The sequence below is a fragment of the Leifsonia sp. PARNA 1/14 genome (assembly GCF_055720965.1).
In genome coordinates, this window is record NZ_JBVQSP010000008.1 from 92284 (window position 1) to 112029 (window position 19746).

18 protein-coding genes are annotated in these 19746 nt (G+C 69.6%); 8 read left to right on the top strand and 10 right to left on the bottom strand.

What is annotated here, in order from left to right:
- A complete protein-coding gene (locus AC0HS0_RS18640) occupies positions 1 to 882 on the bottom strand; it encodes an acyl-CoA thioesterase (RefSeq protein ID WP_472965639.1) in 882 nt (293 codons plus the stop codon).
- Positions 883 to 921: 39 nt separating this feature from the next.
- Between AC0HS0_RS18640 and AC0HS0_RS18645 the strand changes: the two genes are divergently transcribed.
- Positions 922 to 1680 carry a DUF8185 domain-containing protein gene (locus AC0HS0_RS18645; RefSeq protein ID WP_472965640.1) on the top strand — a complete coding sequence of 253 codons (759 nt, stop codon included), beginning with the start codon at positions 922 to 924 and terminating at the stop codon, positions 1678 to 1680.
- A 45-nt stretch (positions 1681 to 1725) separates the two neighbouring features.
- On the opposite strand, the gene AC0HS0_RS18650 is transcribed toward AC0HS0_RS18645, so the two are convergent.
- The 8 genes from AC0HS0_RS18650 to pepN form a co-directional block, all read right to left on the bottom strand.
- Positions 1726 to 3375 (bottom strand): FAD-binding dehydrogenase, encoded by a 1650-nt coding sequence (locus AC0HS0_RS18650; RefSeq protein WP_472965641.1) that lies wholly within the window; start codon positions 3373 to 3375, stop codon positions 1726 to 1728.
- Between the two features lie 55 nt (positions 3376 to 3430).
- On the bottom strand, positions 3431 to 3838 hold the full coding sequence (locus tag AC0HS0_RS18655) for a globin (RefSeq protein WP_472965642.1): 408 nt from the start codon (positions 3836 to 3838) through the stop codon (positions 3431 to 3433).
- 1 nt (position 3839) lies between these two features.
- Positions 3840 to 5012 (bottom strand): mechanosensitive ion channel family protein, encoded by a 1173-nt coding sequence (locus tag AC0HS0_RS18660; RefSeq protein ID WP_472965643.1) that lies wholly within the window; start codon positions 5010 to 5012, stop codon positions 3840 to 3842.
- Positions 5013 to 5074: 62 nt separating this feature from the next.
- Positions 5075 to 5764, bottom strand: a complete 690-nt coding sequence (locus tag AC0HS0_RS18665; RefSeq protein WP_472965644.1) for a response regulator — start codon at positions 5762 to 5764, stop codon at positions 5075 to 5077.
- Positions 5761 to 7086: a sensor histidine kinase gene (locus AC0HS0_RS18670; protein WP_472965645.1), complete on the bottom strand. Its 1326-nt coding sequence runs from the start codon at positions 7084 to 7086 to the stop codon at positions 5761 to 5763. The genes AC0HS0_RS18665 and AC0HS0_RS18670 overlap by 4 nt, the downstream gene beginning before the upstream one ends.
- Positions 7083 to 7937 (bottom strand): ABC-2 family transporter permease, encoded by an 855-nt coding sequence (locus AC0HS0_RS18675; RefSeq protein WP_472965646.1) that lies wholly within the window; start codon positions 7935 to 7937, stop codon positions 7083 to 7085. Before AC0HS0_RS18675 ends, AC0HS0_RS18670 begins: the two co-directional genes overlap by 4 nt.
- Positions 7934 to 8845 (bottom strand): ABC transporter ATP-binding protein, encoded by a 912-nt coding sequence (locus tag AC0HS0_RS18680; protein WP_472965647.1) that lies wholly within the window; start codon positions 8843 to 8845, stop codon positions 7934 to 7936. The genes AC0HS0_RS18675 and AC0HS0_RS18680 overlap by 4 nt, the downstream gene beginning before the upstream one ends.
- 140 nt (positions 8846 to 8985) lie before the next feature.
- On the bottom strand, positions 8986 to 11529 hold the full coding sequence (gene pepN / locus AC0HS0_RS18685) for an aminopeptidase N (protein WP_472965648.1): 2544 nt from the start codon (positions 11527 to 11529) through the stop codon (positions 8986 to 8988).
- 115 nt (positions 11530 to 11644) lie between these two features.
- Here pepN and AC0HS0_RS18690 point away from each other — a divergent pair, with 115 nt between their 5' ends.
- Genes AC0HS0_RS18690 through AC0HS0_RS18705 form a run of 4 tightly spaced genes read left to right on the top strand, consistent with a single transcriptional unit; the run spans position 11645 to position 15215 of the window.
- On the top strand, positions 11645 to 12133 hold the full coding sequence (locus tag AC0HS0_RS18690) for a ribose-5-phosphate isomerase (RefSeq protein WP_472965649.1): 489 nt from the start codon (positions 11645 to 11647) through the stop codon (positions 12131 to 12133).
- A complete protein-coding gene (locus tag AC0HS0_RS18695) occupies positions 12133 to 13125 on the top strand; it encodes an Fpg/Nei family DNA glycosylase (protein ID WP_472965650.1) in 993 nt (330 codons plus the stop codon). Before AC0HS0_RS18690 ends, AC0HS0_RS18695 begins: the two co-directional genes overlap by 1 nt.
- 9 nt (positions 13126 to 13134) lie before the next feature.
- Positions 13135 to 13773, top strand: a complete 639-nt coding sequence (locus tag AC0HS0_RS18700; protein WP_472965651.1) for an FMN-binding negative transcriptional regulator — start codon at positions 13135 to 13137, stop codon at positions 13771 to 13773.
- The gene (locus AC0HS0_RS18705) at positions 13770 to 15215 is read left to right on the top strand and encodes an amidohydrolase (RefSeq protein ID WP_472965652.1); all 1446 of its coding nucleotides are present in this window, start codon (positions 13770 to 13772) and stop codon (positions 15213 to 15215) included. The genes AC0HS0_RS18700 and AC0HS0_RS18705 overlap by 4 nt, the downstream gene beginning before the upstream one ends.
- A gap of 93 nt (positions 15216 to 15308) precedes the next feature.
- Here the strand turns inward: AC0HS0_RS18705 and AC0HS0_RS18710 are convergent, their stop codons facing one another.
- Positions 15309 to 15791, bottom strand: coding sequence for a Dps family protein (locus AC0HS0_RS18710; RefSeq protein WP_472965653.1), 483 nt, complete (start codon positions 15789 to 15791; stop codon positions 15309 to 15311).
- A 167-nt stretch (positions 15792 to 15958) separates the two neighbouring features.
- Here AC0HS0_RS18710 and AC0HS0_RS18715 point away from each other — a divergent pair, with 167 nt between their 5' ends.
- The 3 genes from AC0HS0_RS18715 to AC0HS0_RS18725 are packed head-to-tail and all read left to right on the top strand — an operon-like array spanning position 15959 to position 19746.
- A complete protein-coding gene (locus AC0HS0_RS18715) occupies positions 15959 to 17380 on the top strand; it encodes a sensor histidine kinase (protein ID WP_472965654.1) in 1422 nt (473 codons plus the stop codon).
- A 38-nt stretch (positions 17381 to 17418) separates the two neighbouring features.
- Entirely contained in the window at positions 17419 to 18075 is a 657-nt protein-coding gene (locus AC0HS0_RS18720) for a response regulator transcription factor (protein ID WP_472965655.1), read from the top strand.
- 30 nt (positions 18076 to 18105) lie between these two features.
- Positions 18106 to 19746, top strand: a complete 1641-nt coding sequence (locus AC0HS0_RS18725; RefSeq protein WP_472965656.1) for an Eco57I restriction-modification methylase domain-containing protein — start codon at positions 18106 to 18108, stop codon at positions 19744 to 19746.

Genomic DNA, 19746 nt, shown 5'->3' on the forward strand with positions numbered 1-19746 from the left:
TCAGTCGCGCTGGGCGGCTCCGGGAACCCGGATGGTCGCCTCCTGCGCCACGCTTGCGACCAGGCGCCCATCGCGGCTGAAGATCCGACCGAGCGACAGCCCGCGTCCGCCGCTGGCGCTCGGGGACTCCTGCACGTAGAGCAGCCACTCGTCGACGCGTGCGGGGCGGTGCCACCACATGGCGTGGTCGAGGCTGGCCGCCTTGAGGCCGGGGGTGGCCCACGCCACGCCGTGCCGGCGCATCACCGACTCCATGATCGTGTAGTCGCTCGCGTAGGCGAGCGCCGCGCGGTGGAGGGCAGGGTCGTCCGGCAGGGTGCCGATCGCGCGGAACCAGACCGCCTGGTGTGCGACGTGCGGGCCTTCGACCGTGAGGTATATCGGCGACGGCACGTGCCGCATGTCGAACGGACGCTGGCTCGCCCAGTACTGCGCGACGGGGTGCTCGACGTCTTCGAGGGTGTCGGCGGAGTTCGGCAGCGTCTCCGGATCGGGCAGGCCCTCCGGCATCGTCACCTGGTGCTCGACCCCGTCGTCTTCGGTCTGGAACGACGCGATCATCGACAGGATCGGCAGGCCGTTCTGATAGGCCTGGGTGCGGCGGGTGGAGAACGACCGGCCGTCGTGGATGCGGTCGACCGAGAACGTGATCGGGAAGTTGACGTCTCCGGGGCGGAGGAAGTACCCGTGCATCGAGTGGATGCTGCGGTCGTCGGTGACCGTGCGTGTGGCCGCGACGATCGATTGCGCGAGCACCTGGCCGCCGAACACGCGGCCCAGCGGCATCCACTGGGAAGGGCCGGTGAAGATGTCTTCGCTCGTGCGTGCACCGGTGTCGGTGAGGTCGAGCGCGGCGAGCAGCGATTCGAGGGGCTCTGTCACAGTGTCTCCGTCCGATGTCTCTAGTAGCTTAGAGCGCAGATGAACGAGTCGTTTTCTCTCCAGGACACCCTCGCCGCCGCCGACCTGCAGACCTACCTGTCCCGGGCCGCCCGCGTCGAGGAGGGGTCGGTGCGCCTGATCGCCGGATCGGGTGTGCTGGCCGTGTACACCGCCATCCTCTATCCACGGGGGCTGCTCGATCAGACGCCGACGGTGCTCGGGCTGCGCACCTTCCTGACCGGCCCCGACGTCGCCTTCGACGTGGTAGTCCCCATCCGCTCGCTGCTCGACCGGTTGGCGCGCGTGCGCGAGGCCGCCGAGAGCGCTGCGGCGGCCTCCGAGCAGGGGTCGGTCGAAGAGGAGGCGCGCGATGGCGACGAGAGCGGCGCCGTCGACGGTGCCGTCGAGAGTGCCCCTCTGGAGGTGCGGCTGCCGATGGAGGCGCCCTCCGTGACGTGGGCAGGCATTTCGCCGCCCCGGGGCGGGTGGCGTCAGGTCGGTGAGACGACGTACGAGCTGATGGAGTCGACGGCGGCCGCGGGCATCGCGGAGGTCGCGGACGCCGTCCCGACCGGCACGGGCGAGCAACTCGTCCAGCGGGTGCGCGCCGAGGTGTGGGGCCGTCCCATCGAGGGCCTCGAGTACGTTCCGGCGGGCGCCGCCTTCGCCACCGAGAGCCTGGGATTCCTGGCGTCCGGCGAGCCGGTCGCGATCCTGGAGACCGGCCCGTGGACCCGGCTGACGACACGGCGCGGACACACGCTCATCCGCCGACAGGCCTGGAGCCTCCGCGGCTGAGGCGAAGGCGGCTGAGGCGAAGGCGGCTGAGGCGAAGGCGGCTGGTCAGATCGCGCGGGCGATCGCGCGTCCTGCCTGCCTGCCCGAGAAGAGGCAGCCTCCGAGGAACGTGCCCTCCAGCGCGCGGTAGCCGTGCACGCCGCCCCCGCCGAAGCCGCTCGCCTCGCCGGCCGCATAGAGCCCGGGGATCGGCGTTCCGTCCGCCGAGAGGACCCGCGCGTCGAGATCCGTCTCGATGCCGCCGAGGCTCTTGCGGGTGAGGATGTGCAGCTTCACCGCGATCATCGGGCCGGCCTTCGGGTCGGTGAGCTTGTGCGGTGACGCGACCCGGATGAGTTTGTCACCCCGGTACGCGCGGGCGGCCCGCACCGCGGCAAGCTGCAGGTCCTTGCCGAAGTCGTTGTCGAGCTGGCGGTCCCGCTCGCGCACGTGGCGCGTCACGAGCTCGACGTCCAGCGGCACCTCCGACAGCCGCTGCATCCCGGCCAGCAGCTCGTCGAGCGTGTCGGCCACGATGAAGTCCGCGCCCTTCTGCTTGAACGCCTCGACGGGACCGGGCGCTCCGGGCCCCACCCGCTTGGCGAGCAACCCGAAGTCCTTCCCGGTCAGATCGGGGTTCTGCTCACTGCCGGAGAGCGCGAACTCCTTCTCGATGATCTTCTGCGTGAGGATGAACCAGCTGTAATCCGAGCCGGTGCGGCTCAGGTGCTCCAGGGTGCCGAGCGTGTCGAAGCCGGGGAAGAGCGGTGCGGGGAGCCGGTCGCCGCGGGCGTCGAGCCACAGCGACGACGGGCCGGGGAGGATGCGGATGCCGTGGCGCTGCCAGATCGGATCCCAGTTCTGGATGCCCTCGGTGTAATGCCACATCCGGTCCCCGTTGATGAGGCGGGCGCCCGCGGCCTCGGCGATTCCGAGCATGCGGCCGTCCACGTGGGCGGGCACGCCGGAGAGCATGAAGTCAGGGGGAGTGCCGAGCCGCTCCGGCCACGCGGCCCGCACCAGGTCGTGATTGCCGCCGATCCCACCGCTCGCGACCACCACGGCGGGTGCGCGCAGTTCGAAGTCCGCGATCCGCTCGCGGTTGCTGGGCGCCCCACGACGGGCGGCGTCCGGCTTGAGGATCGTGCCGCGCACACCGGTGACCCGGCCGTCCTCGACGATGAGCTCGTCGACGCGGTGGCGGTGAAGCAGGCGTGCCTGCCCGGAGGCGGCGGCCTCCTGCACGCGACGCGCGAACGGCTCCACGACTCCGGGTCCGGTACCCCAGGTGATGTGGAAGCGCGGCACCGAGTTGCCGTGACCTCCCGAGGTACCGTCGCCGCGCTCCGCCCAGCCGACGACCGGGAAGAACCGCACCCCCTTCTCGTGCAGCCAAGCGCGCTTCTCGCCGGCGGCGAACTGGAGGTAGGCCTCCGCCCAGCGCTTCGGCCAGTGGTCCTCGTCGCGGTCGAATGCGGCGCTCCCGAACCAGTCCTGCCGGGCCAGCGCCAGCGAGTCGTGCACGCCCATCCGACGCTGCTCCGGCGAGTCGATGAGGAACAGGCCTCCGAACGACCAGAACGCCTGACCCCCGAGGGAGGCGGCGGGCTCCTGATCGACGATCGTCACGGTCCTGCCGGCGTCGAGCAGCTCGCTCGCAGCGACCAGTCCGGCGAGGCCGGCGCCCACCACGATGCAGTCGGGCTCTGGGGTCATGGCGTGTCTCCTTCGGCACGTCGGGAGAGGAGCCGGGCCGCTCCTCGAGACGGGATCACTCCTGGAATGTGTTGACCATAGCGAACGCCGCGCGCTCCAGGTAGTTCCAGAGGGTCTCCTCCAGCAGTGGAGGCAGGCCGAGCTCATCGACTGCGACCCGCATGTGCGCGAGCCAGCGGTCACGCGCGTCAGGGTTGACGCGGAACGGATTGTGCCGCATGCGCAGACGCGGGTGCCCGCGCTGCTCGCTGTAGGTGGTGGGCCCTCCCCAGTACTGCTCGAGGAAGAGTGTCAGACGCTCGCGGGCCGGCCCGAGTTCGTCCTCGGGGTACATCGGACGCAGCACCGGGTCGTCGGCGACGCCGCGGTAGAACGCGTCGACGAGCCGGACGAACGTGTCGTGCCCGCCGATCTGCTCGAAGAAGGACGGGCCGCTGGGCGGCCCGACAGGGATGGTGGTCATCTCACTCCGTCGGTGGCTGGGTGGGAGGCTGTGCTGGAGGCTGCTTCGGCGTGCGCGGAGCGCGGGGAGGGGGCGGGGCGGCGGGCGTCTCGGCGGCGCCCGCACCCTCGATGGCGGGCCGAATCCGGATGGCTCCGGGGTCGGCCACGGCCTTCGGGGCCCGCTTGGCGGCGGCGCGCGCCTTGCGGCCGGTCGCCGGCTTCTCCGGAACCACCGGGGTCGGGCGGGTGCGCGGCGGCTTCGCGCCGTTGACGCTTCCGGCGCTGTCGAAGCCGCTCAGCACGACGGCCTCCAGCGACGGCAGCTTGATTCCCAGTTCGTCGGTCGCCTGCTTCAGCCGCGCCCGGAGCTCGCGGGACACGTCGTCCTTCGCCGTCGTACGAGTCTTCAGCACGATCCGGATGACCATCGCGTCGGCCGAGACCGACTCGAGCCCCCAGAGCTCGGGCTTGTCCAGGATGCGAGAGCGCCACTTGGGGCTCGTGGCGAGCGCCGTGGCGGCCTCGAGCATCTTGGCCTGCACAACCTCGATGTCGGTGTCGTACGGTACCGCGAGGTCGACGATCACGCGCGACCAGCCCTGCGACATGTTGCCGACCCGGACGATCTCGCCGTTCCGGACGAACCAGAGCGTGCCGTTGACGTCGCGCACCTGGGTGATGCGGATGCCGACGGCCTCCACGACACCTGTCGCCGAGCCGAGGTCGACGACGTCGCCGACGCCGAGCTGGTCCTCCATCACCATGAACAGGCCGTTCAGCACGTCTTTCACGATGTTCTGCGCGCCGAAACCGAGCCCGGCGCCGATCGCGGCCGTGAGCAGCGCGAGCGAGGTGACCGCGGTCGGGGCGACGACGCCGAACACCATCACGATCGCGACGATCCCGATGACCACGTTGACGATGTTGCTCAGCACCGAGCCGAGCGTCCTCGTGCGCTGCACGACGCGCACGGCGGCGAGCGGGGACGCGACGAGCGCCTGGGTGTCCGTGACGCTCTGGCCCTTCTTGACGCCGCTGACGATCTGCTTGACGACGCGACGGATGATGACGCGCAGCAGCCAGCTCAACAGGAACGCGCCGACGATGATACAGACGACGTTGAGCAGTGTCCAGCCGGTGGCGACGAGCCAGCTCCCGACCTCGGTCCAGAAGTTCGCTTTCAGAATTCCCATACGCACGGAATCCTATCGAGTGGGTCCTTGGCGTCCCCTGGACCCCGCCGAGTGGTCGGCGGTCAGCGGTCGACGAGTCCGTTATCGTAGGCGAAGATGACGGCGTGCACGCGGTCTCGCAGCTGGAGCTTCGAGAGCACCCGCCCCACGTGCGTCTTCACGGTCGACTCGGTGAGGAAGAATCTGGCTCCGATCTCGCCGTTCGTGAGACCGTCGGCCATGGCGAGCAGGATCTCGCGCTCGCGCGGCGTCAGGGCGGCGGCCGGATCGACTCCGGTCGGTGCGCCGCCGGATTCGGGAAGCCGGTCGGCGAAGAGCTCCAGCATGGCACGGGTCACCCGGCCGCTGACCGCGGCGTCGCCGGTCGCGACGGCACGGATCGCCGCGGTCAGCTCGGAGGGCCGCGCGTCCTTGAGCAGGAAGCCGGACGCTCCCGCGCGCAGGCCGCCGAAGGCGTACTCGTCGAGGTCGAACGTCGTGAGGATGATGATCCGCGCCTCCGGGTTGGCGGCGACGATGCGGCGGGTCGCTTCGATCCCGTCGACGATCGGCATGCGCACGTCCATGAGGATCACGTCGGGCCGGGTCTCGACGGCCAGCCGTACCGCCTCGGCGCCGTCGGCAGCCTCGCCCACCACCTGGAGGTCGGGTTCGGCCTCCAGGACCATCCGGAAGCCGAGGCGCACCAGGGCCTGGTCGTCGACGAGGAGGATGCGCAGCGGGCGGTCGCGATCGGGACGGGGGTCGATCATTCGGGACTCCTGCGTTCTGGCGCTGCGGCGGTGGCCGCGTCTGGATCGGACGACGAGGCTGTGGACGGTGCCGCGGCCGGCCGGACGGTCGGGAAGTCCGCCGCGAGCCGCCAGCCGCCGCCACGTCGTGGCCCCGCCTCCAAGGTGCCGCCGTAGAGGGCGACCCGCTCCCGGAGGCCGAGCAGACCGGCGCCGGAGCCCTGGACGGAGTCCGTGTGCACGGTGGCGTCGTCCTCCACGACGATGCGGATGCGCTCGTGGCCGAAGTCGATCGTCACGGTGACGGTGGTGGCGAGCGCGCCGTGCCGGAGGGTGTTCGTGAGGGCCTCCTGCACCACCCGGAACACGGTGAGCTGCTGGCCGACATCGGTCGGCGCCGAGCCGGAGACCGTGATCCGTACGGGCAGTCCGGCGGCCCGGAACCGTTCGACCAGCTCGCCGAGCTCGCCGAGCCCGGGTTGCGGCGCGTGGGTGGCGCCCTCCTCGTCTCCGGCTCGGAGCACCCCGAGCAGCCGGCGCATGTCGCCCAGGGCGCTGCGGCCGGTCTCGGCCACGAGCCGCATCGTCTCGGCCGAGCGTTCCGGAGCAGTGGCGACGAGCCCGGCCGACCCGTCGGCGAGCGTGATCATCACCGTGAGACTGTGCGAGACGATATCGTGCATCTCGCGTGCGACGCGGCTGCGTTCGGCCGCTGTAGCGATCTCGGCCTGCTGGTCGCGCTCGCGCGCCAATTGCCGCGCACGGTCGATGAGGGCGTCGAGGTAGCGACGTCGGTTGCCGACGTTGGTGCCGACCAGAACGGCGACCGTGCAGAAGGAGAGCGCTGCGAAGCCGGAGGGGATCGCCTCCGTCGAGAGCGGCGCGAAGTCATGGACCGAGACCACGATCTCGGTGACGCTGAGGACGCCGACGGTCGCGACCGCGGTGATCGCGTAGGCGATCCACGCCGAACGCGCCGATCGGTACACCGCGAGGGCGTACAGGGCGAAGACGGTCGGCACGAAGTCGACGTTGCGGCCGACGAACACGCTCAGCACGAGCACGGCGAGCGCGATGGCGAAAACCGTGCGGGGGGACCGGCGGCGGGCGAACAGCGCCCCGCCGGCCACGCTCGCGAGGATCACCCGGAGTACCACCGACCAGCTCGGGTCTCTGATCATCTCGACGACGCCCTCGGCGAGCGCCGGCACGAGGTACACGCACGCGACCAGGGAGTCGACGAGAAGCGGATGCACGCCGAAGAAGCGCCGCACCGCCCCGGGCGGCCTCGGAAGCTCGAGGTCGGCCGGGGCGGCGTCGGGAGCGGTCACCTGAGAGGTCACGCGTCCCGTCGCTGCAGCAGGATCGCTCCGGCGATGAAGGAGACGGCGGTCCAGATCACCACGGTGAGGATGTTCTGCCACGGCTCGAGGGAGCCGTTCGCGAGGCCGGCCAGACCGTCGCCGTTGTTGCTGATCAGGTAGTGCGACCAGTCGGCCAGCCAGGTGACCTTCGGCAGCAGCCCCACGGCGACCTGGACGAGGATCGGCAGGAGGAACAGCACGCCGACGACCGCGGCGATTCCGCCTGCGCTGGCCTTGATGATGGTGCCGAGGCCGAGAGCGAAGACGGCGATCAGCCCGAGATAGACGGCGCCGCCGAGGATCGACCAGAGCGTGGAGGCCTCGAACAGCTCGCGCTCGTAGCCTTTGCCGCTCATCACGCCGATCGCGATCGACCACGATGCCGCCAGACTCACCAGGCCGATCACGAACGAGACGATGAAGAGCATGATCGCCTTGGCGGCGAGGACGGGGAAGCGATGCGGAACCGCGGCGAACGACGAGCGGATCATCCCGGTGGAGAATTCGCCGCTGATCGCGAGCACACCGAGCACCGCCACCACGAGCTGGGCGAATCGAAGCCCGAAGGTGGCCGCTGTGGCGACGATGTTGTTCAGATCGAGGGTCGCACCGCGTGGTCCGGACTCGGTCGAGAGGGTCGTGGCCGACGGGATCGCGAAGCTCAGCAGCGCCGCGAAGCCGACGACGAGCACGACAACGCTGATCAGCGTCCAGAACGTCGAGCGGAGCGAGCGGAGCTTGATCCACTCCGAGCGCAGCACGCGCGGAAAGCTGAGACGGCCGATCTCCGAGTGCTGGTGCGGTGCGGCAGTGGTGGTTGCGGCGCTCATCGGGCGACCTCCGAGTGGTATTCGACTTCGTCCTGAGTGAGTTCGAGGTAGGCCTCCTCGAGGGAGGCGCTGAGCGGGGTGAGCTCGTGGAGCGCGATGCCCGCGGCGGCTGCCGCGTCGCCGATCTGCGCGGCCGAAAGCCCGCTGATCTCGAGCAGTTGGGCCTCCACACCGGTGACCGTCACGTCGGGACCGTTGATCGCGTTGACGAGCCGCTCGATCTCCGGGGTGCGCACGCGGACGGCGGAGCGGGTCGCTCCGGCGAGGATCTGGTCGACGGGAGCGTCGGCGAGGACACGGCCCCGGCCGAGCACGATGATGTGGTCGGCGGTCTGTGCCATCTCGCTCATCAAGTGGGAGGACAGGAACACGGTGCGGCCCTGTGCGGCCAGATGGCGCGCGAACTGGCGCACCCAGAGCACGCCCTCGGGGTCGAGGCCGTTGACCGGCTCGTCGAGGATCAGCGTGGCAGGGTCACCGAGCATCGCGGCGGCGATGCCGAGGCGCTGGCCCATGCCGAGGGAGAACCCGCCGACACGCTTGGTGGCGACCGACTCCAACCCGGTCAGTGCGATGACCTCGTTGACGCGGTTCTTCGAGATGCCGTGCGTCGCGGCCATCGCCAGCAGGTGGTTGTAGGCCGTGCGACCGGTGTGCACCGCCTTCGCATCCAGCAGCGCGCCGACCTCTCCGAGCGGCGAACGCAGCTCGCCGTACCGCTTGCCGTTGATCGTCGCGGAGCCGCGGGTGGGGCGGTCGAGGCCCATGATCATGCGCATCGTGGTGGATTTGCCCGCGCCGTTGGGGCCGAGGAAGCCGGTGACTTTGCCCGGCTGGATCGTCGCCGAGATGCCGTCGACAGCGGTCTTGCTGCCGAAGGTCTTGGTGAGGTTGTCGAGTTGGATCATGAGACCGAGACTAGGGCCGCGCCGGGGTCCGCGTCATCGAACCCGAGTACTACCTGTGTGGGGCCCGCATGGCCCGGCAGTGCGAACGGGGGTCGTCGCTCGACGCGAACCACGACCCCCGTCGCCCGGTGCGGTGCGGGTCAGCCCGCGTCGCGTGCCTGGGCCGCGAGCGCGCGCTCCACGCCGGCGAGGTTCTCGACCACCAGGCGGCGCAGCGCGGCCGGCTCGGGGTTGGCGTCGAGCCAGGCGCGCGTGGCGTCGCGCAGAGCGGCGTTCGCGAGCGGCGCCGGGTACATGCCGGCCACCAGGTACTCGGCGATCTTGTAGGTGCGCGAGGTCCAGACCTCCTGCAGCGCCGCGAAGTACGGCTCGACGAACGCGGCCAGCACCTCCCTGTCCGCTGCACGCTGGAAGCCGAGGCCCGTGAACCGCACGATCGTGTTCGGCAGGCCGTCCGAGCCGAACACCGAGTCCCACGCCGCCTGCTTGCCCGCGAGCGTCGGGATGGAGGCGCGAGCCTGCGCCGCGAACTGGGCGCCGTTGGCGGTGTTGTCGGCGGCGAGCGCGGCATCCACCTCGGCATTGCCGGCCGCACCGCCCGCGACCAGGGCCACGAGCAGCTCCCAGCCCAGGTCGGTGTCGACGATGAGGCCCTGCAGGGTCAGCGAACCGTCTCGCAGTTGCGCGACGGTGGCGAGCTGTTCGGGGGTGGAGGCCAGGGCCGCGAAGAACTTGACGAACTGGAACTGCGCGTCGCTGCCGGCCTCTGCCTGCTGCGCCAGCTCCCAGAGCGCCGAGGCGGCCTCCTCGCTCGTCTTCTTCTGACGCTCCGGCGCCACGTAGCTTCCGGCCGCGAGCACGAGCTGGTTCAGCGTCGTGCGCAGCGTCGTCGACTCGGTCTCGGAGGCGATGTTGCCGAGCACCAGGCGCACGTAGTCGCTGGCGCTCGACTCGGCGTCGCGGGTGGCGTCCCACACCGCGCCCCAGACCAGCGACCGGGCGAGCGGGCTCGCGATCGACGAGAGGTGCTCGAGTGCGACGCGATGCGACTCCTCGTCGAGACGGATCTTGGCGTATGCCAGGTCGTCGTCGTTGAGGAGGACGAGCGCCGGACGCTTCAGTCCGATGAGCTCTGCGACCTCCGTGCGTTCGCCGTCCACGTCGAGCTCGACGCGGGAGGTGCGCACGAGGCGGTCGTTCACCAGGTCGTAGAAACCCACCGCGAGGCGGTGTGGACGGATCGTCGGGTAGTCGGCCGCGGCCGTCTGCAGGATCGCGAACCCGGTGATCGTGCCGTCTGCGTCCACCTCGATCTCCGGTCGCAGCGTGTTGACGCCGGCGGTCTCCAGCCACTTCTTCGACCACTCGGTGAGGTCGCGGCCGCTGGTGGCCTCCAGCTCGACCAGGAGGTCGGTCAGCTCGGTGTTGCCGTGCTGGTGCTTCTTGAAGTACTGGGCGACGCCCGCGAGGAAGTCGTCCTGGCCGACCCAGGCGACGAGCTGCTTGAGCACCGAGGCGCCCTTCGCGTACGTGATGCCGTCGAAGTTGACCTGCACGTCCTCCAGGTCGTTGATCGTCGCGACGATCGGGTGGGTGGAGGGCAGCTGGTCCTGCTTGTACGCCCAGCTCTTCTCCATCGCGGCGAAGGTCGTCCACGCCTCGGTCCACTCGGTGGCCTCCGCGGTGGCGAGGGTGGAGGCGTACTCGGCGAAGGACTCGTTGAGCCACAGGTCGTTCCACCACTTCATGGTGACCAGGTCGCCGAACCACATGTGCGCGAGTTCGTGCAGGATCGTGACGACGCGGCGCTCCTTGATGGCGTCGGTCACCTTCGACCGGAACACGTAGGTCTCGGTGAAGGTGACGGCGCCCGCGTTCTCCATCGCGCCGGCGTTGAACTCCGGCACGAACAGCTGGTCGTACTTCTCGAACGGGTAGGCGTAGTCGAACTTCGCCTCGTAGAAGGCGAAGCCCTCTCGCGTCTTCGTGAAGATGTAGTCGGCGTCCAGGAAGCCCGCGAGGCTCTTGCGCGCGTACACGCCGAGCGGGATGGTGCGGCCGTCGCGGCTGGTCAGCTCGCTGTGGACCGACTCGTACGGGCCCGCGATCAGGGCCGTGATGTAGGAGGAGATGACCGCGGTGGGAGCGAACGACCAGGTCTTCGCGCCCTCGCCGGCGTCGCTCGGCTCGGGGGTGGGGGAGTTGCTCACGACCGCCCAGTGCTCGGGGGCCGTCACGGTGAAGGTGAACTGGGCCTTGAGGTCGGGCTGCTCGAACACGGCGAACATACGGCGCGAGTCCGGCACCTCGAACTGCGAGTAGAGATACACCTCGCCGTCGACCGGGTCGACGAAACGATGCAGGCCCTCACCGGTGTTGGTGTAGATCGCGTCGGCGTCGACCGTGAGCTCGTTCTCCGCCTGCAGCCCGTCCAGTTGGATGCGCACCCCATCGGCGACGACGGCCGGGTCCAACTCCACGCCGTTCAGCACGACGGAGTGGACGGTGCGGGTGATCGCGTCGATGAAGGTCGAGGCGCCCGGCGTCGCGGAGAAGCGCACGGTGGTGGTGCTTCGGAAGGTCTCCGGACCCGTCGTCAGGTCGAGGGCCACGTCGTAGCTGTGGGTGCGGACGAGCGACGCGCGCTCCTGGGCTTCGATGCGGGTGAGGTTTTCTCCGGGCAACGCTGACTCCTTGGAAAAGCGGATCGGGGTGTGGATCGTGTCCACCGCATCCACCTTAGTGAGGTCGCGCTCCTGCCGCTCCTGCGGCGTCGGCGGCCTTCCCTAGACTGTGAGCATGCGAATCCACATCGCCACCGATCACGCCGGTCTCGAGTTCAGCACGCACCTCCAGCAGCACCTGTCGCAGGCCGGCCACGAGGTCGTCGACCACGGTCCCACCGAGTACGACCCGATCGACGACTACCCGGCGTTCTGCATCAACGCGGCCAAAGCCGTCGTGCGCGACCAGCAGGCCGGTGTCCAGGCGCTGGGCGTGGTGTTCGGAGGCTCGGGCAACGGCGAGCAGATCGCGGCGAACAAGGTCCTCGGCGTGCGTGCGGCCCTCGTCTGGAACGAGAGCACCGCGCAGCTGGCGCGCCAGCACAACGACGCCAATGTCATCTCGATCGGCGCGCGTCAGCACACCGTCGAGGAGGCCACGCGCTTCATCGACGTCTTCATCGCCGAGCCGTTCTCGCTCGAGGAGCGTCACGTGCGCCGAATCGCGCAGCTCGCCGAGTTCGAGGCCACGGGCGACATCGCAGGCAAGAACGTGGACCGCTGATGCCCGAGGGCCACTCCGTCCACCGCATCGCGAAGCAGTTCGCCGTCAACTTCGTGGGCCACCGCATCGCGGTTTCCTCCCCGCAGGGCCGGTTCGCCGCCGATGCCACACGAATCGACGGCCACACGATGGTGGCGGCCAAGGCCGTCGGCAAGCAGATGTTCCTCGAGTTCGACAACGAGCTCTGGCTGCGCATCCACCTCGGCATCTACGGCGCGTGGGACTTCGCCGGCGACATCAGCATCGATCCGACCATCGCGAGCGCGAACGGGCGGATGGGCCAGACCCAGCAGAAGGGTACGGCGAACCAGACCGGCACCGTCTTCGACGAGGCCGGCGAGAACTCCCTGCACTCGATCGGCGCTCCCCGCCGCACCCGGCTGCGCATGTCGGAGTCCGAGAAGGTGGAGGCCGACATCGACGTCTTCCCGCCGGAGCCCGTCGGCCAGGTGCGGGTGCGCCTCCTCAGCGACACGGCCGTGGCCGACCTCCGCGGCCCGACCGCGTGCGAGGTGCTCGACCCGGCCGAGGTCGACGCCGTGATCGCCAAGCTCGGCCCCGACCCGCAGGTCGACTCCGGCCCGGCGGCCGAGGAGGCCTTCGTCGCGAAGGTGCGCAAGAAGCCGACTGCGATCGCACTGCTGCTCATGGACCAGAGCGTCGTCAGCGGCATCGGCAACGTCTACCGTGCCGAACTGCTGTTCCGTGCCAGGCAGAACCCGCACACGCCGGGCAAGCTCGTGCCGGAGGAGACCGTGCGCGAGCTGTGGCGCGACTGGGTGCACCTGCTGCAGATCGGCGTCGAGACCGGGCAGATGATGACGATGGACGACCTCGACGAGGAGTCGTACCGCAAGGCGATGGCCAAACGCGAGGACCGGCACTGGGTCTACAAGCGCGAAGGGCTGCCATGCCGGGTGTGCGGCACGAACATCCTCATGGAGGAGCTGGGCGGCCGCAAGCTGTACTGGTGCCCGAAAGATCAGGCCTAGGAGGCACTCGTGCGTCAGAATCCCAGCTTCGCCCTCGGAGAGCGGGCCGAGATCGAGCGGATCATCCGCGAGAACCCGTGGGGCACGTTCGTCAGCAACGCCTCGACGGGTCTCGTCGCCTCGCACTACCCGGTGATCCTCGACGACACGCGCGACGAGCTCAGTATCGTGAGCCATGTGGGCCACCCCGACGAGCAGCTGCACGAGCTGGGTGAGCACGAACTGCTCGTCATCCTCCAGGGGCCGCACGGGTACATCTCGTCGTCGTGGTACGACGCCGACCCCGCCGTACCCACCTGGAACTTCGTGGCCATCCACCTCTCCGGCGTGCCTGAGATCCTGAGCGCGGAGGAGAACCTCCAGGTGCTCGAGAAGCTCGTCGACCATTTCGAGCGCGAGCTGCCGAACCCCCGGCAGATGCGCGGCACGCTGGAGGACGAACGCTACGCCGAGCGCATCTCGTCCGGAACGGTCGGATTGCGGCTGACGCCGACCAAGATCGTCGCCAAGCAGAAGATGAGCCAGAACCGGCCCGACCACATCGTCGACTCGATCATGACGGAGCTCGGCGGCGATTCGGCCTACGCGAGCCCGTCGCTGCTGCGCGAGATGCAGCTCGTGCACGACCGCCGCCGCGCGGCTCGATGAGTCTCGTCCTGGCCGGAGCCCGGCTGCCGGGCTCCGATCAGGTCGTGGACGTGACCGTGCGCGACGGGTCGATCGCGTCGGTGCTGCCCGCAGGTGCCACGGCCGAGCGAGGGCTCGAGCGCATCCCGCTCGACGGCCGGTGGCTGATCCCCGGGCTGTGGGACCAGCACGTCCATTTCACCCAGTGGGCGCAGACGGCTCGACGCCTTGATGTGTCGCCGGCGTCGTCGGCAGCTGAGGCCGCTTCGCTCGTGCGCTCGCGAGCCTCAGCGGATCCGGGTACGGCGGTGCTGGTCGGTTTCGGTTTCCACGATGCGCTGTGGCCCGACCTCCCCACTCGCGAACTGCTCGACGCGGCGGCTGGTGACCGACCCGTCGTCCTTATCGCCGGTGACCTCCACTGCTCGTGGCTGAATTCGGCCGCGATGGCCCGGTATGCGCCCGGGGTGGAGGGCGCACTGCTGCGCGAGGACGACAGCTTCGCCTTGACGAGTGCGCTCACGCCGTCAGACGAGGCGACGCTCGACCGCTGGGCGTCGGACGCGGCGGATCGGGCGGCGGCGCGCGGAGTGGTCGGGATCGTCGACCTCGAGTACGGCGGCAACCTGGAGACCTGGACGCGCCGGATGGCGGCAGGAGCGGGTTCGGTGCGTGTCGAGTTCGGCGTCTACCGCGACCGTTTGGACGACGCGGTCCGGCTCGGCCTCCGCACCGGCGCGCCGGTCGAGGGGACCGGTGGCCTTCTGACGATGGGCCCGTTCAAGGTGATCTCAGACGGCTCGCTCAACACCCGCACGGCGCTCTGCCGGCACCCGTACCCGGACGGCGGCCACGGGGTCGCCAATCTCACGCCCGCCGAGCTGCTGGTCGATCTGCAACTCGCCGCGCGCAACGGCATCGAGCCCGCAGTGCACGCGATCGGCGACGAAGCGAACCGGCTCGCACTCGACGCCTTCGAGCGACTCGGCTCGGGAGGCCGCATCGAGCACGCCCAGCTGATCGATCCCGCCGACATCCCGCGGTTCGCGGCTCTCGGAGTGGTGGCGAGCGTGCAGCCCGAGCACGCCATGGACGACCGTGACGTCGCCGACCGGCTCTGGGCCGGCCGGACGCAGGATGCATTCCCACTCGCGTCCTTGCTGGCCTCTGGGGCCCGCCTCGCCTTCGGCTCCGACGCGCCTGTCGCGCCGCTCGACCCGTGGCTGGCGATCGCGTCGGCCGTCGGTCGCGCCCGCGACGGCCGAGAGCCGTGGCATCCTGAGCAGCGCATCTCGGTGGAGGCCGCCCTCGACGCATCGACGCGATCCCGCGTGGCCGTCGGCGAGCTCGCCGACCTCGCGATCGTCGAGCGCGATCCCTCCGCGGCGACCCCTGACGAGCTCCGCGTCATGCCCGTTTCCGCGACCCTCCTCGCAGGCCGCTTGACCCACGACACCCTCTGAGCAGCACGCCCACCTGAAACGCCGAAGGGCACGTCGTTGTCGCTTTCGAGGCCCGAAAGCGACAACGACGTGCCCTTCGGCACACGCGGGGCGTTACTCGCTGATGTGCGCGAACAGGAACCAGCGGTCCTTGTCGAGACCGCGGGCGATCTCGATGGCGACGTCCTGGCTGGTCTGGTCGAGCTCGTCCAGCTCGGTGACCGCGGTGTTGACGCTCGCGAGCGCGGCGTCGATCTGGGCGATCACTTCGCGAATGGTCTCGTTCGACGGACGGAATCCGGCGGTGAGCTCGGTCGTGGTGGTCTTGGCCGCCACGGTGCCGAGGCGCGCATCGACGGGGAGGCCGAGGGCGACGATCCGCTCGGCGGCGAGGTCGGCCCACTCCTGGGCGTGGTCGACGATCGTGTCGAGGAGCTCGTGCACGCCGATGAAGTTGGCGCCGCGCACGTGCCAGTGCGCCTGCTTGCCGTTCACGACGAGTGCGGTGAGGTCGATGACCACGGGGGTGAGGAACTGTGCGACTCCTGCAGCGACGTCGGGGTTCGAAACGCTCTGGCTTGCAGCGATGTCCGTCATGGTGGCGTCCTTTCTTCTGCCTGACGACAACGCTACTGCGCGCCCGTAATTCCGCAACGAAGCTGAGGCTGCGCTAACGAAGGCGACCCTTGGTCGGGTTAACCCCCGCACGGATCCGGCGGCGGACGGGATGGGGGCGACCAACGCCCGAACGGGAGGCTGGAGCCATGAACGAATCGACCACCGCGACTCTGCCCGGGGGAAGCACCGACCCCGCCGGCACGTCTGCCAGTCTGGACACTGTGACCGCCTCCACCGTCCCCCCGGCTCCCGCCGAGCGCACGACCTACGGGTCGCTGTGGCGACGCGTGCCCCGGGAGCTCGGCTTCCTCCTCCTGACCATGCCGATCGCGATCATCGGGCTCTCGGTGCTCGCCTCCCTGTTCTGGACGGGCATCGGCACCGTCGTCATCTACGTGGGCTTCTTCATCGTCGTCGCGACGTTCTATGTGGCCCGGGCGTTCGGAACCGTGGAGCTCACGCGTCTCGACTGGGCAGGCGCTGCGCCGGTCCCGCGCCCGGTGTGGGAGCCCACCGACCGCCCGCGCACCTTCTGGCGCGCGATCTTCGGCCCGTGGGCGAACGGCCATTACTGGCTGTACCTCCTGCACGGCATGATCATCAACCCCATCGTCAGCGTGATCAGCTGGAGCATCACGATCACGTGGACGGCCGGCGCGCTGGGAGGCCTGACGGGCTGGATCTGGCTGGGCTTCATCCCGTCCGGGCATCGCGACTTCTTCCTCTCGCGCGTGCTGGCGGATTCGATCTTCGGTATCCACTCGACTTTCGATCCGGTCGCCGGCGACCGCGTGCTGTACGTGATCTTCGGCGTGATCTTCGCCGTGACGCTGCCCTTCGTGACCCGTGGCCTCACCCTGCTGCACCACGCGATCGCGCACGGAGTGCTCGGCGCGTGGCGGTCCGAGGCGCTGCAGCGGGAGGTCGCCGACCTGTCCGCGCAGCGGGGCGCCGCGGTCGCAGCGGAGGACCAGTCGCTGCGCCGGTTGGAGCGCGACCTCCACGACGGTCCGCAGCAGCGCCTGATCCGCCTCCAGATGGACATCGCGTCGGCCGAGCGCAAGCTCACCGACGACCCGGAGGCCGCGGCTGCGCTGCTCGCCGAGGCGCGCAAGCAGGCGGGCGACACGTTGGAGGAGCTTCGCGCGCTGTCTCGCGGTTTTGCGCCTCCGATCCTGCAGGACCGCGGCCTGCAGGCCGCCGTCGAGTCGCTGGCGGCGCGCAGCCCCATCCCGGTGAGCGTGGAGTCTTCGCTGCGGCCGGGGGAGCGGTTCAGCCCGGAGGTGGAGCGGAACGCGTACTACGTGCTGGCCGAGCTGTCGGCCAACCTGGCGAAGCATTCGGGGGCGACCGCCGCCCGGCTCGTGCTCGATCGTGCTGTCGATGCGGCCGGACGCGCCTGGCTGGCGGTGTGGCTGACGGACAACGGCAACGGTGGCGCTACGACGGTCGCCGGTCACGGCCTCAGCGGCCTGGCCGAGCGCGTCCACGGTCTCGGCGGCGAGTTCGTCGTCGACAGCCCGGCCGGAGGCCCGTCGCGGATCGGAGCGCGCATCCCGCTCGCCTGAGGCGGCGGCGCGCCCGAGGCGGGCAATAGGGTGGTGGCGTGCCTGCCACCACCCCGCTCCGTCTCGTCGTCGCGGACGACTCCGTCCTGTTGCGCGAAGGGCTCGTTCGCCTCCTCGACGAGGCCGGCTTCGAGACGGTCGGAGCGTTCGGCGACGCCGAGTCGCTGCTCGCCGCCCTCCCGTCGCTGCATCCCGACGTCGCGATTCTCGACGTGCGGATGCCCCCGACCTTCCGCGACGAGGGAGTCCGTGCGGCGCTCGAGCTGCGATCGTCCTTTCCCGGCGTGGGTGTGCTGCTGCTCAGCCAGTACGTGGAGGGCACCTATGCGCAGGAGCTGCTGGCGAGCGGCCGAGGCGGCACCGGCTATCTGCTCAAGGACCGCGTCGCCTCCCTCGACGAGCTGCGCGACGCCGTGACGCGCGTCGCCGCCGGCGGCACGGTGCTCGACCCGGAGGTCGTGCGTGAGCTGCTGGTGCGGCGTACCGACCCGCTCGAATCGCTGACGCCGCGCGAGCGCGACGTGCTGGGCTTGATGGCGGAGGGCCGCACCAACGCGGCGATCGCCTCCCGCCTGGTCATCGGAGTGGGCGCGGTGGAGAAGAACGTGACGTCGATCTTCCAGAAGTTGGGGCTGGAGGACTCGGGGGACGACCACCGGCGAGTGCTGGCCGTGCTGGCGGTTCTGCAGCACTGAGGCGACAATGGCGGACAGTAAGGACACCCCGTGAGCTCGACCGCAACCGCCATCGACCGCAAACGGCATGGCCAGCACTACACGCCTGCTTTGCTGGCGGAGTTTCTCGCTGAGGAGGGTGCTGCGCATCTCGACCCTTCGGCCGGCTCCGTATCGGTTCTCGACCCGGCCTGTGGCGACGGTGAGCTTCTCTTCGCGGCGCACCGGGCGATCGCGGCGATGCGTCCGCACACGTCGGTTCGTTTGGTGGGGTACGACATCGACCCCGCCGCGATCGAGGCGGCGAAGGCGAGAGCGGCCGATCTCGGTCTGGAGATCGAACTCGCTCGATCGGACTTCCTCAGCGGCGCCGACGACCACGCTCGCGAATTCGATCTCGTCATCACCAACCCGCCTTATGTGCGCACCCAACAGCTCGGCGCTGAGTTCGCCCAGACCCTTGCGGAACAGCATGGGCTCACGGGTCGTATCGACCTCACCCACCCGTTCGTATCGGTCGCCCCTGCCGTCCTGAGCGACGGCGGCGTTCTTGCCTTGCTGTGCTCGAACCGCTTCTTGACGACCAAGGCAGGCTCGAACATGCGGCGAGTCCTGACCGATCGGCTGCACACGGCTGCGCTCTACGATCTCGGCGACTCGAAGTTGTTCGAGGCTGCCGTCCTCCCTGCCATCGTCATCGCCACCACGACGAAACGATCGGAAGCATGCAGATTCGCCGCGAGCTACGAGGTCCCTGGAGACACATCCGGTGCGACCGAGCTCTTCGAGGCTCTGCGCGGCCGCGAGGACAGCTTCGCGAAATGGGGCGGCAAGACCTACGAGGTGCGCGTGGGCACGCTCGACTCGGCCGATCCGGCCAGCCCGTGGCGGATGAGTGGGCGGCCTGACGACGCGTGGCTCGACGAGGTGAGAACGGGCACATGGAAGACCTTCGGCGAGGTGGCGAAGATTCGCGTCGGGATCAAGACCACAGCCGATTCGGTCTTCCTCAGCGATCGGTGGCACGCGCTGCCCGACGACCTCCGACCGGAGGACGAGGTGCTTCTGCCGCTGACGACGCATCGGAATGCACGAACCTGGACATCGGACGCCGGTGAACACGCCGTCCTGTACCCGTACGACCCGACCGCGCAGCGCCGTGTGCCGCTTGCGATGGAGAGCTATCCTCGAGCGCTCTCCTACTTGGAGACGCATCGCGAGCGACTGGCGTCGCGCAAGTACCTGATCGATGCCGGGCGACAGTGGTTCGAGATCTGGGTCCCGCAGAAGCCCGCGATGTGGGCCATCCCGAAGATCGTCTTCCCTGACATCAGCACGGAGCCGCGCTTCTCGTGGGATGAGTCGGGGGCAGTGGTCAACGGCGACTGCTACTGGATGAGTCTTGACGACATCGGGAGCGAACGTCTCGCGATGCTGATGCTGGGTATCGCGAATTCGAGCTTTGCGGTGCGCTTCTACGACGTCGTGTGCGGAAACAAGTTGTACGCGGGAAAACGTCGATGGATTTCGCAGTACGTCTCGAAGTTCCCGATCCCGGATCCGAACTCGAGCGCGTCGGACATCATCGTCGAACTCGTCCGCGGATTCGTTTCGGATCCACAGACTGCGAACGGCGACAGCCTCGATACGCTCGACGCCGCCGTCGAGGTCGCCTTCCGCTCTCAGCGATGA